We start from the raw sequence: 13,876 nt of genomic DNA, 5'->3' as shown, positions 1-13,876 counted from the left end.
CCACCTCCAGGCGGCCCGGGAGGCGGTTCCCGAAGCCGGCCCCTAGCTGACCAGGATCTGGGTGGCGGATTCCTTCAGTTTCCCGTTGGCCCACTTCATCTGGCGGATGGTCTGCGGGTGGCACTTCTCCGCCAGGGCCAGGAGGTTCTTGTCCTTCATCCCCTGGGCGGCCTGGGCCAGCAGTTCCCAGTCCGCTGACACCCCGCAGGCCTTCAGGTAGAGCTCGCGGAGGTCGCGCAGCAGCAGCATGCCGGTTTCCGGGCGCCGGCCCACCATCTCGCTGCCCTTCTCCCGGATGGTTTCCATCAGCTCTGCCTCGCCGCGGGGCTCCGGGTCCAGGTCCTTGCCGTAGTTCTTGGCGATGTCCGCGATGTCCCGGACGTGCTGCTGCGACCAGCGCGCCAGGTCCCGGGCAAGGTGGTAGATCTCGTGGTCCACCTTGTGCCGCTCGGAGATGACCAGCAGGTGGTGCGCCAGGTCGTTCTCCGAGCGGTGCATTTCCTCCAGTACCAGCCCGAATTTCATCGTGCCCCTCCTGCCGTGCCGGTTGCCTCGTCCGCCAAAGCGGTGGCGATGCCCTTAGTCCTGGCGCCTTCCGGGAAGTCGCCAGCAGGGGCTGAAGCCGTGGTGGTGGGCGCCGGGGAAGGGCCGTCGCCGCCGGAAACCCTGGTGATGCGTGCTGCCGCGGTCTTGAAGATGGGCTGCTTGGATGCCGCATCCCAGTCGGTGATGGTCAGTTCGTTCGCCGCCCTGCCGGCGCCGTCCGGCTGGTGCCCGCCGTCGGTGTCCCAGTAGCCGTAATGGAACGGCAGGAACAGCACGCCGTTCCGGATGCCGCTGATCCGCACCCTGGCACGGACGGCCCCGCGGGGCGTCGCCACCTCCGCAAGGTCGCCTTCGGCAATCCCGTACGCGCCGGCGTCGTCCGCTGACAACTCCACCCAGACGTCCGGCGCGGCCGCCTGCAGTTCCGGTGCCCGGCCCGTCTTGGTGCGGGTGTGGAACTGGTAGAGCGTGCGGCCGGTGATGAGCTGGAGCGGGAAGTCCTGGCTGGGCAGCTCGTGCGGCGGCATGTATTCGGCGGCCTTGATGATGGCCTTGCCCTCCGGGTTCAGGGCCTTGTACTCCGTGGGTTCCACGGGGGCGCCGGTGATGAGGTCGCGGCCGTAGGTCTCGCAGTACTCGGGGTGCGCCCAGAACTTTCCGTCAGCGTAGATGCGTTCCGTGCCGTCCGGGTTCTCCTCGTTGCAGGGCCACTGGATGCCGGAGCCGCCGCGCAGTTTGTCATAGGTGATGCCCGTGTAGTCGCAGGGCCGGCCGCGGGTACATTCCTTCCAGGCCTCGAAGGCGGATTCGGGGTCGTGCCACTTGATCAGGGGCTGCCCGTCCTTGTCCTGCAGGCCCATGCGGTGGGCGTAGTCGATGAAGATCTCCAGGTCCGGCCGGGCCTCGCCCGGCGGGTCCACGGCCTTCTCGGAGAGGTGCACGGTGCGGTCCACATTCGTGAAAGTGCCGGTCTTTTCGCCCCAGGTGGCGGCGGGAAGGACGACGTCGGCCAGCTGGGCCGTCTCGGACAGGAAGATGTCCTGCACCACCAGGAACAGGCGGTCCTGTTCCAGGATGCTGCGGATGCGTGCCAGCTCGGGCAGCGAGACGGCGGGGTTGGTGCCGCTGACCCACAGCATCCGGATGGAGCCGTCCTCCGCGTACCGCATCATCTGCATCACGTGCGTGGGCGGGGAGTAGTGCGGGATGGACATGGGGTCGATGTTCCAGACCCGGGCCAGGTCCTGGATGTGCGCGTCGTTGGACCAGTTCCGGAAGGCGGCGAGGTCGCCGTCGGCCCCGCATTCGCGGGTGTTCTCGGCGGTGGGCTGGCCGTTCATCTGCAGGATGCCGCAGCCGGGTTTGCCCAGCATGCCGCGGATGATGTTGACGTTGTTGACCTGCACGGCGGCGGCCGTGGCCTGGTTGGACTGGTAGAAGCCCTGCAGCACCGTGGACAGCAGCCGCTCCGCGTGCCCGATGATGCTGGCCGCCTCGGAGATCTGTTCCGCCGGGACACCGCAGATCTCCGCCACGAGGGCCGGCGGGTAGTTCTTGACCTCTTTTTCGAGCTCGGAGTACCCCACGGTGTGCGCCTGGATGTACTCCTGGTCCACCCAGCCGTTGGTGATGATCTCGTGCAGGATGCCGTTCATGAGGGCCACGTTGGTGCCGGGCCGCGGCGCCAGGTGCACGGTGGCGGACCTGGCCACGGGCGTCCTGCGCGGGTCCACGCAGATGATTTTGGGCGGGTTGGGGCCGGCCAGCCGGTCCAGCATCCGGGTCCAGAGGACGGTCTGGGTTTCGGCCACGTTGTGCCCGTACAGGGCGATGACATCGGCGTGGTCCACGTCAGTATAGGAGCCGGGCTGCCCGTCGCAGCCGAAGGATTCCTTCAGCGCCTCGCCAGCCGTCGCCGTGCACAGCCGCGTGTTGCCGTCCACGTGGTTGGTGCCGATGCCGCCGTGGGCCACAGTGCCCAGGGTGTAGTACTCCTCGGAGAAGAGCTGGCCGGTGGTGTAGAAGCCAAGGGCGCTGGGGCCCTGTTCCGCGAGCAGCGCCTTGGACTTGTCCACGATGCGCTTCATGGCAGTGTCCCAGTCCGTTTCCACCAGCTTCCCGCCCTCACGGATAAGGGGTTTGGTGAGCCGGTCCGGGGAAGCGTTGGCCTGCCAGCCGTACAGGTCCTTCGGGCCCAGGCGGCCGTGGTTGACGCGGTCCACGGCCCGTCCCCGCACGCCGACGATCCTGTTGTCCTTGACGGCGATGTCCATGGCGTCGCCGTTGGAGTGCAGGAGCGAGGCCGTCTGGACCCACCGGTCCACGTCCTCCGGGGCCACGCCTTCGGCCAGGTGGGTATCCACCCTGACCGGCCAGTCAGCGCCGCTGCCGTACGGCGTCCGTGTCCCCCATGGTTCAGCTATCCGGTCAATCCGAGCCATCTGTCCATCTCCTTACAGGCACTGGCGGACAACAACTGCGACGTTGTCCCTACCGGATTCCGTACCCGGAATGGCTGGCCGGAAACGCGCCCCTTAGGGCTGGTTTTCCTGCAGCGGGCGCCGGGCGAGCCAGGCGGCCACGATGGCGCCGGAGATGTTGTGCCACAGCGAGAAGACCGCGGACGGCAGGGCAGCGAGCGGGGTGAAGTGGGCGGTGGCGAGCGTCGCGGCCAGGCCGGAGTTCTGCATGCCCACTTCGAAGGCCAGAGCGCGGCGGGCTTTGTCGTCCAGGCGGCCCAGCCTGCCGGCCAGGTAGCCAAGGCCCAGCCCGAACCCGTTGTGCAGCACCACGGCGAGGAACACGATGGCCCCGGCGTCGATGATCTTGTTGGCGCTGCCGGCCACCACGATGGCCACGATCAGGGAGATCACGACGGCGGACGCCCATGGCAGCGCGGGCAGCACCTTAGCGACGAGCTTCTTGAGGAAGACCCGGGCGAGGAGGCCGGCCACCACCGGCAGCAGCACGGTCTTGACGATGTCCAGGACCATGCCGGCGGCGTCGATCTGCAGGTAGGAGCCTGCCAGGAACAGGACCAGCAGCGGGGTGACGATCGGGGCGACCAGGGTGGAGACGGAGGCCACCGCCACGGAGAGGGCAACATCGCCCTTGGCCAGGAAGGCCATGACGTTCGAGGCCGTGCCGGAGGGTGCGCAGCCCACCAGGATCACGCCGACGGCCAGTTCAGGCGGAAGGTTCAGGGCGCCTGCGATCAGCCAGCCGGCGCCGGGCATGATGACGTAGTGCGCCACGATCCCCAGGGCCACAGCCCACGGCCGCTTGGCCACCGCGGCGAAGTCCGGCGGGGTGAGGGTCAGGCCCATGCAGAACATGATGATGCCCAGCAGGTAGGGCACGCTGGGGGCCATGGGCTTGAAGACCCCGGGGAGCAGGAAACCGAGGATGCCGGCAACAACTACCAGGATGGGGAACACCGTCACCGCGATGCGGGCGATTTTGCTTTCCGCTTCGAGCGCGGGGTTGACGGGCGTCCCGTCCGGGGACTTCTGGGGTTTAGTTGCCTCAAGCATCCAATAATGGTGGCACTGTCCTATAGGATTCCGCCAATTGATGACCGTGAACGGTAACAAGGCCGGGCCCCCACGGCAATGCGCCTTTGAGGTCGACGCCTTGCCCGCCGAAGCGCAGCGCGAGTGACCTCACGACGGCGCACCTGGGATCTGGGCGGAACGGGAAGCAATGTTCCGAGGGTAGTCGTTGACTTGCAACGGCAGCGCCACGGACCGGAGCTGGTTCGTGGCGCTGCCACAGAGGCGGGTGCTAGGGACTTAGGGCGAGAGTTCCTCGAGGACCCGGCCTTTGGTTTCGATGGCGAAGAAGATAGTCACCAGGCCTCCGATGAGGGCAACGGCTGCGAAGACGGTGAACACCAGGCTGATTCCGTAGTTGTCCACGATCCAGCCGACCAGGATGGGTCCGATGGCGGAGCCTGCCCGGAGCCAGGCGCTGCCGAAGCCCGTGCCGATGGCGCGGAGCCGGGTCGGGTACAGCTCGGCGGAGTAGAGGTAGAGCGAGAAGGAGATGGTCTGCAGGATGGCGTAGGCGATGCTGGCGAATACTACGACCTGTGTCGCCGACACGGCGCCGAGGGCTGTGAGGATGACAAGAGGGACGGTCGCGGCCAGGAAGGCGAATGTGTACCAACGTTTACGGCCTACGCGGTCGATGAGCAGCGCGCAGAGGACGGAGGCCACAACACCGACAGCGGACGTGACCCAGCCGTAGGCGAGGCTGGTTTGCAGGGGAAGGTTGAAGGTTTGCTTGTAGAGCGTCGGCAGCCAAGTGACTAGGCCGTTGTTGACCATGTATACGCAGATCCAGAGCATCCATATCATGAAGGTGCGCTTTTTGTATATCCCGGAGAACAGTTCACGCCAGTCGGTGCGGGCCGTGGCCTTGGGGTCAACGGGCCGAACCACGGGTTCGGAGAGTGTATGTCCTGCCTTGACCGCTTCCTTTTCGAGCATTGAGACGACAGTCTCGGCCTTGTGGACGTGACCCCTGGATGCCAGCCAGCGCGGTGATTCAGGCATCAGCCAGCGCATGGGGATTGTGAGCAGGGCAGGCACGATGCCGACGATGAACATGGCTTTCCAGCCCACGACAGGGACCAGGAAGTATCCGGCGATGCCGGCAAACATCAGGCCGACCGGGAAGATTACCTCGTATAGGAGGAAGAACCTGCCACGCTTCCTGGCACCGACGAATTCGTTGATGTAGGCACTGGCGACCGGTACTTCGCCGCCAGTGCCGATGCCCTGGATAAAGCGGAAGATGATCATGGACGTGGCGCCCCACGCGAAGAGGCAGGCGATGTCCATGGAGACGAAGAGCAGGATCGTAAAGAGCAGGACGGGCAGTCGGCCGATCCTTTCGGCGAGGTGTCCAAAGAAGAGGGACCCGAAGATCTGGCCGACGTACCCTGCGGAGAGGATCATGCCGATTTCCCCGGCATTCAGGTGCCATTCCGAGGACAGTTGGGGCATCGCGAAGGCGATTGCCAGGACGGTGTAGGCGTCGAAGAACGTCGCTGACCCGATGACCACGCGGATCACGGTCAGCCGTCGCGTGAGCGGGAGCCGTTCAAGGCGGGCTACCAGCTCTGCATTGATCCTGGCGGCATTGGCGCCGCCGGCCATAGTTTTAGTGTTGTTCGGCTCGCGCATGGCGAGTCCTCCTTCTCCAGCAGCGATGCTGGGGTCCTCATTGACCAAGAGTGGAGATGGCTAAAGCCTAGGGGAGGATGGCGGGAGTTGCTCCCGCCATCCTCAGGATCCGTGGATCAGGCGCTGACGGTGACCTTGCCGATGTTCGCGGCAGCGAAGGCTTCCGCGATTTCGGTTTCGGCGCCCTGGGGCAGGGGCAGGAGCGGGGTGCGCACTGTCGCGTGGTCCAGGATCCCCCGGTTCACGAGGCCCCACTTCAGGGCGACCGTGCCTTCCATGTGGGAGCCGCGGTGGTAAACGTTCTTCGTTACCGGGAGCAGCCGCTCATGGATTGCGTGGGCTCGCGGGTAGTCCTGCGCCTTGCCGGCTTCGATCAGTTCGACGAGCAGTTCGGGGGCGATGTTGCCGTAGCCCACGAGCAGGCCATCGACGTCGAACATGGTGGGCAGCAGGTATTCGTCGTGGCAGGACAGGATCTGCAGTTCGGGGTACGCGGCGCGCAGCGCGGGGATCTCGGTGTACCACCGGCGCATGTTCCGGACACCGTTCTTCGTCGCAAAGACTCCCTCCTGGCCGGCAATCTCCAGCTGGGTTTCGAGGTCGTAGCTTGCCTTGGTGTTGTCCGGGTACTGAAACAGGATCAGCGGCAGACCGGATTCGTCGTAAATCTCCTGATAGCGCGACTGGGGTGCCCCCTTCTGGTAGCCGAAGCGCAGCCACCCGTGCGAGGGGTAGACGAGACCAGCTGACGCGCCGGCATCGACGGCCTTTCTGGCTTCGAGGGCCGCTGTCTTATTGCCCTCCTTCGTGATGCCCGCTACAACCGGTACCCGGCCGTCGGTCGATGCCACGAACGCGCGGATCACGTCCAGCTGCTCCTCTTCGGTGAGGAACGTCCCTTCGCCGGCGTGCCCCAGAACGACGAGGCTCTTCACGCCCTCAATCGATCCGAGCCACGAACCCAGGCGCTGGATTGCAGCGAAGTCGACGGCGCCATCTTCGGTGAACGGGGTGACAGGTGCGGGGTTGAGTCCGCGGAGATCGAGTGCCATTGCAGCTACCTTCTTGTTTTCTTTGATGGTCGGTAGTCCCGCTATGATGGGAACGTTTGCGGGAACGTTTTCAAGTTTGCACGTGTCGCAGCTCACTGTCAAGAGAACGTTTGCAAGAAGGAGGAATAGAGTGGCTGTAACACCCTTGCTGAAGAGGAGAACCGCGATGGAACGTCCCGCCCCTGCAGGGATTGTCACGCTCAAGGATGTCGCGGCTGCCAGTGGCGTGAGCATCTCGACCGCCAGCCGCGCGCTGGATGAACGCACCACCTCCAGATCCGCGGCGGCAGCCCATGTCCGGAAGATCGCGGAAGAACTCGGGTACCGCCGGAACTCTTTTGCTTCAAGTTTGCGGCGTGGTGAGACCCGCACCCTTGGTGTCCTTGTCCCGCGTTTGAGCGACACGGTCATGGCGCTGATGTTCGAAGAACTCGAAAAGGCGGCGTCATCCCGGGGCTACTTTGCGATGGTCGCCACCAGCGGAGATGATCCCGTGGATGAACGCAGCGCGGCCGAAACACTCCTCGATAGAAACGTCGATGGGTTGATTCTCGCCACGGCGCGGCTCGATGACGAGCTCCCCCGACTGCTGCGTGAGCGCCGCGTAGCGCATGCGCTGGTGCTCCGAACTGACGGCATCAGTCCCTCGGCGCTCGGAGACGACGAGGTCGGCGGCTACCTCGCCACACGTCACCTCATCGACCTGGGCCATCGCAACATTGCTGTCGTTACCGGCCCCGCTTTCACCTCCACCGGAACCGCACGCTTGGCGGGAGCACGCAGAGCACTGAATGAAGCAGGCATCCAGCCACGCCAAGAATGGCTTATCGCTGCCGGGTACGGCATCGAGAATGGCTACACGGCCGGCGAAACACTCCTCGCAGTCACGCCGCAATCCCGCCCGACAGCCATCTTCGCCGCCAATGACAACATCGCCATGGGTGTGATGGCGGCAGCACACCGTAATGGGATCAGCATCCCCGACCATCTGGCATTGGTCGGATACAACGACACGCCGCTGTCCGCCCGGCTGCCGACGCCCCTAAGCTCGGTGCACGTTCCCCTGGACCAAATAGCAGCCACCGCCATTGATCTCATCGTCAACCCAGGCATCGAACCACTCATCCGCCGGTCCATGCCCACTCTCATCCCACGGCAGTCCAGCGGAGCGCCCCAGCGCACCGTTACGTGAAACAGCACCCTGTGCTGCCCCTGGGGTTGCCTGGGTTGCGAAGTCGTTGACATCCACGGAAGCTCCGCTGTTGTCGAAATGGAGGTGGCGCGCTTCCTCCCACCGCGGTCTCGGTGTCACTGTCCAGACGGGCGCCCGTGGACGTGCCGCCTGACAATGCCCATCGCCCCATAAGACAAACGCCCGCTCCGGGATACCGGGGCGGGCAGCTGTATGTCACTGACATCAGAGCTGCTTGCGGAGCTCCATCTTGCGGATCTTGCCGCTGGCGGTGCGCGGCATGTCCTCCACCACCACCAATGACTTGGGGATCTTGTAGCGGGCAAGCCTGCCGTCGAGGAAGCTGCGCAACTGCTCCGCGGTCAGCGATTCCCCTTCGCGCAGGGTCACGATCGCCTGCGGGACCTCGCCCCATTTGTCATCCGGGACGCCGATGACGGCCACGCTGCCCACGGCACCGTGCTCGGAAATGACCGCCTCCACCTCCGCCGGGTAGATGTTCTCCCCGCCGGAGATGATCATGTCCTTAAGCCGGTCCGAGACGAACAGGAAGCCTTCCTGGTCCCGGTAGCCCATGTCGCCCGAGCGGAACCAGGCGCCGTCCGCATAGCTGGCGGCTGTGGCCTCCGGCCGGTTCCAGTACTCCTTGATCACGTTGGGTCCGGAGATCTGGATTTCCCCCACCTCGCCCTGGGCCACCATGCCGCCCATGGGATCGGCGATCCGGACGTCCGTGAAGAAGTGCGGCAGGCCGGCCGAGCCCGCCTTTTCCCGTGACCTGTCCACGGGGAGCATGGTGACGCCGGGGGCTGTTTCGGTCATGCCGTAGCAGCTGGTGAAACCGATGCCGCGGTCCTCGTACGCTTCCAGGACCCGGCGGGGAATCGCCGAGCCGCCGCAGGTCAACTTGTCCAGCGAGCTCAGGTCGGCCGCGGCCCAGCCCGGATCTTCGCAGAGCAGCTGGAAGGTGGTGGGCACCCCGTTGAGAGTGGTCACCTTGTGTTCCTGGATGAGTTCCAGGACGCGGGCGGGATCGAACCTGGACTCGAGGACCACGGTGGCGCCCTTGAGGAGCATCGGCAGCAGCCCCATGTCCAGGGACGCCACGTGGAAGAGCGGCGAGATCATCAGCGCCACGTCGTTGCGGTTCAGGTCCATGTCCACAATGGTGTTGATGCAGTTCCACGTGATGTTTCCGTGCGTCAGCAACGCACCTTTGGGCTTGCCCGTGGTCCCGGAGGTGTACAGGATCATCGCGCCGTCGTCGTGGCCCACGGCCACGTCGGGGTGTTCAGGGCCAGCTGCCTGCAGCGCCTCCCCGTACTGTTCCACCGTGACGGAGTGTACGACGGCGGCCGGCGCCGTGGCGGCGGAAGGTTCCGTCCCGCCGTCGGCCGTTACCACCAGGCGGTGGGTCACCGCCGTTCCGTCCAGCGCAGCGGAGGCGGAGGTTTCCAGGGCACCGGCGTTGACCAGCAGCCGGGCTCCGGAGTCCTGGAGCTGGAACTGCAGCTCCGGCGGTGCCAGCCGGGTGTTGAGCGGGACGAAGATGGCGCCGAGGAGGCCGCAGGCGAAGAACGTTTCCACGAACGAGGGGTGGTTCTCCCCCAGGTATGCCACCCGGTCCCCCTTGGCCACGCCCCGGTCGCGGAGCGCGTTGGCCAGGCGGTCGGTCCGCCCGGCAAGCTCCTCGTAGCTCAGGGTGCCCCCTGCTGACAGCAGGGCCGTCTTGGTGCCCGACTTGCGGCGGCGGCGCTGCAGCCAGGAGCCAACTCCGTTGTTGTCCATTGGTTCTCCTAACGGACCGTGGTGAGGTCGTTGTTCTTAGATTCCCGCGTCAGGGCGATGAAGACAATCGAGACCAGCGCCATGACGGAGAGGAACACCACCACGGGGAGGATGTTCTGGCCGGAATCCTTGTAGAGGCCGGCGATGATGCCCGGGGTGAAGCCTGCGCCGATGAGGGTGGCCAGTTGGTAGCCCACAGCGGCGCCGGTGTAGCGGGAGGTGGTGCCGAACTGTTCGGAAACGAACGCTGCCAGCGGCCCGTAGAGGGAGGAGTGCAGGATCAGCGCCACGGTGAAGGCCACGAACACCATGCCGACATTGCCCGAGCCGAGCATCCCGAACATCGGGAAGAGGTAGGCGATGAACAGTGCCAGGCCGGCGATCATCACGGGGCGGCGGCCGAAGCGGTCCGACAGGCGGCCGCCCAGGAGGACGAAGACGATGGAGATGGCCGAGGCTCCGGCGAAGGCGTAGAGCACGCCCTGCTGGGGTGCGCCCTTGGAGACGGCGTAGGTCACCGAGAAGGTGGGCAGCACCACCTGGAGGCCGAATCCGGCAGCTCCGGCGAACATGATCATGATCAGTGCCTTGGGCCGGCGGAGTACATCCAGCAGCGGGATCTTGCGCTTGGCGCCCTGTGCTTCTTCCTTGGCCACGGCCTCGGCGAAGATGGGGCTTTCGGAGACCCGGAGGCGGACGAACATGCCCACGATGAGGAGCACGAAGGACAGCAGGAACGGCACGCGCCAGCCCCAGGCCAGGAAGGCGTCCTGCGGCAGGGCCGAGAAAGCGCCCATCACCAGGGTGCCCAGCACGGCGCCGGTGGGGGCGCCGGCGTTGACGAACGACGCCGCGAAGCCGCGCCGTTTCGGGTCCGAGTGTTCCAGCGCCATGAGCGCGGCCCCGCCCCATTCACCGCCGACGGCGATTCCCTGGCAGACCCGCAGCAGCACCAGGATGACGGCGCCCCACGGCCCGATCACGCCGGCGCCCGGAATCACACCGATGAGCGTGGAGGCGATGCCCATCATGGCCATGGAGATGATCAACATCCCCTTGCGGCCCACCTTGTCACCGAAATGGCCGAAGATAATGCCGCCCAGCGGCCTGGCCACGTATCCGGCAGCAAAGGTGGCGTAGGCGGCAACGACGCCCACCCATTCATCCGTGCCGGCGAAGAAGACCTTGGGGAAGGCCACTGCTGCGGCCGTGGCGTAGAGCAGGAAGTCGTAGAACTCGATGGTGCTGCCCAGATAGCTGGACAGGATGACCGTGCGCGCTTCCTTGCGCTTGGCGGCCGTGCCCGCAGGTGCGAGCGTGGTGTGTCCGGACATGGCTGTTCCTAAAGACGGAGGAATGTGGGGGTTTTTGGGGTTGCCTGAGGCGGCGGCGCCGGGGCGCGCCGCCTGGGGTTGGCGAACTGTTGTTCCTTGCGGGTGCGGCTTACTTGTTGAAGCGGACTACCTGAAAAAGCGGCTTACTTGTAGAAGCGGGCCAGGAATTCGGCCACGACGGCAGGGCGTTCCTGGCCTTCGATCTCGATGGTGGCGTTGACCTTGATCTGGGCGCCGCCCTTGACCTCGGTGACGTCGGCGATGGTGGCCTGCATGCGGACCTTGGAGCCCACCTTCACGGGAGAGGTGAAGCGGACCTTGTCCAGGCCGTAGTTCACCTTAGTGGTGACGCCTTCGACGTCGAACAGCTCGCCCCAGAACGGGATGATCAGTGACAGCGTGAGGAAGCCGTGGGCGATGGGGGCGCCGAAGGGGCCGTCCTTGGCGCGCTCGGGGTCGGTGTGGATCCACTGTTGGTCGTCCGTGGCGTCTGCGAACTGGTTGATCTGGTCCTGGGTGATCTGGCGGTAGTCGGTGGTGCCGAGGTCCTTGCCGGACAGGGTGAGCAGGGTGTCGAAATCGACGACGAGATTGGGCATCGTTGCCTCCTGGGCTGGTGTGTGGTTGTGGTGCTGTGCTGGTGTTGCAGGGCTTAGCGGGTGAAGGCGCCCTCGCCGGTGAGGGCGCGGCCGATGATGAGGGCGTTGATCTCGTGGGTGCCCTCGTAGGAGTAGACGGCCTCGGCGTCAGCGTGGAAACGCGCGACGTCGGTTGCCAAGGTGATGCCGTTGCCGCCCACCACCTCGCGGGCCAGGGCTACGGTGTCGCGCATGAACAGGGACGTTTGCATCTTGGCCAGGGCGGAGTCCTGGTCGCGGTAGATGCCTTTGGCCTGCTGTTCCGTGAGCCTGACCACCAGGGAGAGGCTGGCCGTGACGTTGCCGAGCATGCGGGCCAGTTTCTCCTGGACCAGCTGGAAGGAACCGAGGGTCCGTCCGAATTGCCGGCGTTCGTTGACGTAGGCGAGGGCGGCCTCGAAAGCGCCGGCGGCGATGCCGGTGGCGATCCAGGCCACGTCCGAGCGCATGGCCCGGAGCATTGCCGCTACATCCCGGAAGGAGTTCACGTTGTGCAGGCGCATGGCCTCGGGGACGCGGACACCGGCGAGGGTGATGTGGGCGTTCTGCATCATCCGCAGCGAGGTCTTGCCCTGGATTTTCTCCAGGGTGACGCCGTCGGCTGTGCGGTCCACGAGGAAGGCTTTGACCTGCCCGTCCGCGGTGTCCCGGGCGAATACTGCGAGGACGTCCGCGGTGGCGGCGCCGCCGATCCAGCGTTTGGCGCCGTCGAGGATCCAGCTGCCGTCGGGCTGCCGCCGGGCGGTGGTGGAGAGTCCGCCGGCGATGTCCGATCCGGATTCCGGTTCGGTCAGCGAGAACACGCCCTTGAGCGAGAAGTCGATGACCTTGGGCATCCATTCGGCCAGCTGTTCCGGCGAGGCACCCACGCGGATGGCGGTGCGGAACAGGCCGGCCTGGGCGGTGTACCAGGTGGCCAGGGACGCGTCCGTGCGGGCAAGTTCGAAGATCCGGAAGCCCTGGTAGATGCCGCGGGCCGGGCTGTGTTCTGCACCCTCGGCGCCAGTGAGTTCGGCTGGTTCCATGAGGTCCAGGTCGATCAGCGGCCGTGCGAGCTGCTCCGGAAACTCGCCGCGTTCCCAGTACTCGGCCAGGAGTGGCTTGGCTTCAGAATCGAGGAAGGTCCGCAGGCGGGACAGGACCTGGCGCTCGTCGGGCGTGAGGAGGGACTCGGCGTCATACCAGTCCGCTGCCTCGTAGAGCCGGGCACCCAGGCCGGCCTCCGCCGTCGTCAACGTGCCCATTTCAGGCCCCCAGCCCCAGGAGGCGGACCGCGTTGTCTTTGAGGATCTTGGGCCGAACCTCGTCCTGCAGCGGCAGGTCCGCGAAGGCGCCGAGCCACTTTTGCGGGGTGATCAGCGGGAAGTCGGTGCCGAACAGCACCTTGTCCTGGAGGTAGGAGTTGGAGGCCTTGACCAGGGATTCCGGGAAGTACTTGGGTGACCAGCCGGAGAGGTCGATGAAGACGTTGGCTTTGTGGGTGGCGATGGAGTTGGCCTCGTCCTGCCAGGGCACGGACGGGTGGGCCATGATGATCTGCAGGCCCGGGAAGTCCGCGGCCACAGCGTCCAGCAGCAGGGGGTTGGAGTAGGCCAGCTTGATGCCGAAGCCGCCGGGAAGGCCCGCGCCCATGCCGTTTTGGCCGGTGTGGAAGATGGCGGGCAGGCCCAGTTCCTGGAGGGTTTCCCAGAGCGGGTAGAAGCGCTCGCTGGAGGGGTCGAAGCCCTGCAGGGAGGGGTGGAACTTGAAGCCGCGCGCGCCGAGCTCGGTCGCCTGGTGCTTGGCTCCGGCGATGGCGTCCTCGCCGGTGCGCGGGTCCACACTGCCGAACGGGATCAGGACGTCATTGTTCCGGGCGGCGCCGGCGATGAGTTCGGGGATGCTGTTGGGCTCGTGCTTGAGCTGGGTTCGGGCGTCCACGGTGAAGACGACGGCGGCCATGTTCAGTTCGCGGTAGACCTCGGCGATGCGGTCCAGGGACGGGGTGCGGTCCTCGGCCTTGAAGTATTTGGCCGAGGCTTCGGTCAGTTCCTCCGGCAGGGAGCCGTGGCCGCAGCTGTCGACTTCGAGGTGGACGTGCATGTCGATGGCGTCGAGTTTCGCCGGGTCGATGGCGAGTTCGTAACGGTCGGCCATG

The 13,876-nt window shown here is 65.9% G+C and carries 11 protein-coding genes; 1 reads left to right on the top strand and 10 read right to left on the bottom strand.

The features are described 5' to 3' along the window. Positions 1-42: 42 nt before the first annotated feature. The 5 genes from AC1DIP_RS10855 to AC1DIP_RS10835 form a co-directional block, all read right to left on the bottom strand. A complete protein-coding gene (locus AC1DIP_RS10855; protein WP_477733732.1) occupies positions 43-525 on the bottom strand; it encodes a hypothetical protein in 483 nt (160 codons plus the stop codon). After that, positions 522-2,987, bottom strand: a complete 2,466-nt coding sequence (locus tag AC1DIP_RS10850; RefSeq protein WP_477733731.1) for a molybdopterin oxidoreductase family protein — start codon at positions 2,985-2,987, stop codon at positions 522-524. The genes AC1DIP_RS10855 and AC1DIP_RS10850 overlap by 4 nt, the downstream gene beginning before the upstream one ends. Positions 2,988-3,080: 93 nt before the next feature. After that, on the bottom strand, positions 3,081-4,079 hold the full coding sequence (locus AC1DIP_RS10845) for a bile acid:sodium symporter family protein (protein ID WP_477733730.1): 999 nt from the start codon (positions 4,077-4,079) through the stop codon (positions 3,081-3,083). A 258-nt stretch (positions 4,080-4,337) separates the two neighbouring features. Continuing rightward, positions 4,338-5,735: an MFS transporter gene (locus tag AC1DIP_RS10840; RefSeq protein WP_159634002.1), complete on the bottom strand. Its 1,398-nt coding sequence runs from the start codon at positions 5,733-5,735 to the stop codon at positions 4,338-4,340. A 116-nt stretch (positions 5,736-5,851) separates the two neighbouring features. After that, entirely contained in the window at positions 5,852-6,787 is a 936-nt protein-coding gene (locus AC1DIP_RS10835; RefSeq protein WP_477733729.1) for a dihydrodipicolinate synthase family protein, read from the bottom strand. A gap of 166 nt (positions 6,788-6,953) precedes the next feature. On the opposite strand from AC1DIP_RS10835, the gene AC1DIP_RS10830 reads away from it, so the two are divergent. Then, positions 6,954-7,979 carry a LacI family DNA-binding transcriptional regulator gene (locus AC1DIP_RS10830; RefSeq protein WP_477733728.1) on the top strand — a complete coding sequence of 342 codons (1,026 nt, stop codon included), beginning with the start codon at positions 6,954-6,956 and terminating at the stop codon, positions 7,977-7,979. 225 nt (positions 7,980-8,204) lie between these two features. Here AC1DIP_RS10830 and menE read toward each other — a convergent pair whose 3' ends face one another. The 5 genes from menE to AC1DIP_RS10805 form a co-directional block, all read right to left on the bottom strand. Continuing rightward, complete coding sequence (menE, locus tag AC1DIP_RS10825) at positions 8,205-9,767, bottom strand: o-succinylbenzoate--CoA ligase (protein ID WP_477733727.1); 1,563 nt, start codon at positions 9,765-9,767, stop codon at positions 8,205-8,207. Between the two features lie 8 nt (positions 9,768-9,775). Further along, entirely contained in the window at positions 9,776-11,101 is a 1,326-nt protein-coding gene (locus tag AC1DIP_RS10820) for an MFS transporter (protein ID WP_477733726.1), read from the bottom strand. A 143-nt stretch (positions 11,102-11,244) separates the two neighbouring features. Next, entirely contained in the window at positions 11,245-11,700 is a 456-nt protein-coding gene (locus tag AC1DIP_RS10815) for a MaoC family dehydratase (RefSeq protein ID WP_141183076.1), read from the bottom strand. Positions 11,701-11,753: 53 nt separating this feature from the next. Beyond that, entirely contained in the window at positions 11,754-12,983 is a 1,230-nt protein-coding gene (locus AC1DIP_RS10810) for an acyl-CoA dehydrogenase family protein (protein ID WP_477733725.1), read from the bottom strand. 1 nt (position 12,984) lies between these two features. Continuing rightward, complete coding sequence (locus AC1DIP_RS10805) at positions 12,985-13,875, bottom strand: amidohydrolase family protein (protein WP_477733724.1); 891 nt, start codon at positions 13,873-13,875, stop codon at positions 12,985-12,987. Between the last annotated feature and the right edge of the window lies 1 nt (position 13,876).

This window comes from Pseudarthrobacter sp. 05T312 (assembly GCF_056396685.1).
The sequence above is the reverse complement of the archived record's forward strand: the minus strand, read 5'-3'. Positions and strand labels throughout refer to the sequence as shown.

Excerpts from the sequence above, each read along its gene's own strand:
- AC1DIP_RS10855 (WP_477733732.1), bottom strand. The coding sequence starts at position 525 with ATGAAATTCGGGCTGGTACTGGAGGAAATGCACCGCTCGGAGAACGAC.
- AC1DIP_RS10850 (WP_477733731.1), bottom strand. The coding sequence starts at position 2,987 with ATGGCTCGGATTGACCGGATAGCTGAACCATGGGGGACACGGACGCCG.
- AC1DIP_RS10845 (WP_477733730.1), bottom strand. The coding sequence starts at position 4,079 with ATGCTTGAGGCAACTAAACCCCAGAAGTCCCCGGACGGGACGCCCGTC.
- AC1DIP_RS10840 (WP_159634002.1), bottom strand. The coding sequence starts at position 5,735 with ATGCGCGAGCCGAACAACACTAAAACTATGGCCGGCGGCGCCAATGCC.
- AC1DIP_RS10835 (WP_477733729.1), bottom strand. The coding sequence starts at position 6,787 with ATGGCACTCGATCTCCGCGGACTCAACCCCGCACCTGTCACCCCGTTC.
- AC1DIP_RS10830 (WP_477733728.1), top strand. The coding sequence starts at position 6,954 with ATGGAACGTCCCGCCCCTGCAGGGATTGTCACGCTCAAGGATGTCGCG.
- menE (WP_477733727.1), bottom strand. The coding sequence starts at position 9,767 with ATGGACAACAACGGAGTTGGCTCCTGGCTGCAGCGCCGCCGCCGCAAG.
- AC1DIP_RS10820 (WP_477733726.1), bottom strand. The coding sequence starts at position 11,101 with ATGTCCGGACACACCACGCTCGCACCTGCGGGCACGGCCGCCAAGCGC.
- AC1DIP_RS10815 (WP_141183076.1), bottom strand. The coding sequence starts at position 11,700 with ATGCCCAATCTCGTCGTCGATTTCGACACCCTGCTCACCCTGTCCGGC.
- AC1DIP_RS10810 (WP_477733725.1), bottom strand. The coding sequence starts at position 12,983 with ATGGGCACGTTGACGACGGCGGAGGCCGGCCTGGGTGCCCGGCTCTAC.
- AC1DIP_RS10805 (WP_477733724.1), bottom strand. The coding sequence starts at position 13,875 with ATGGCCGACCGTTACGAACTCGCCATCGACCCGGCGAAACTCGACGCC.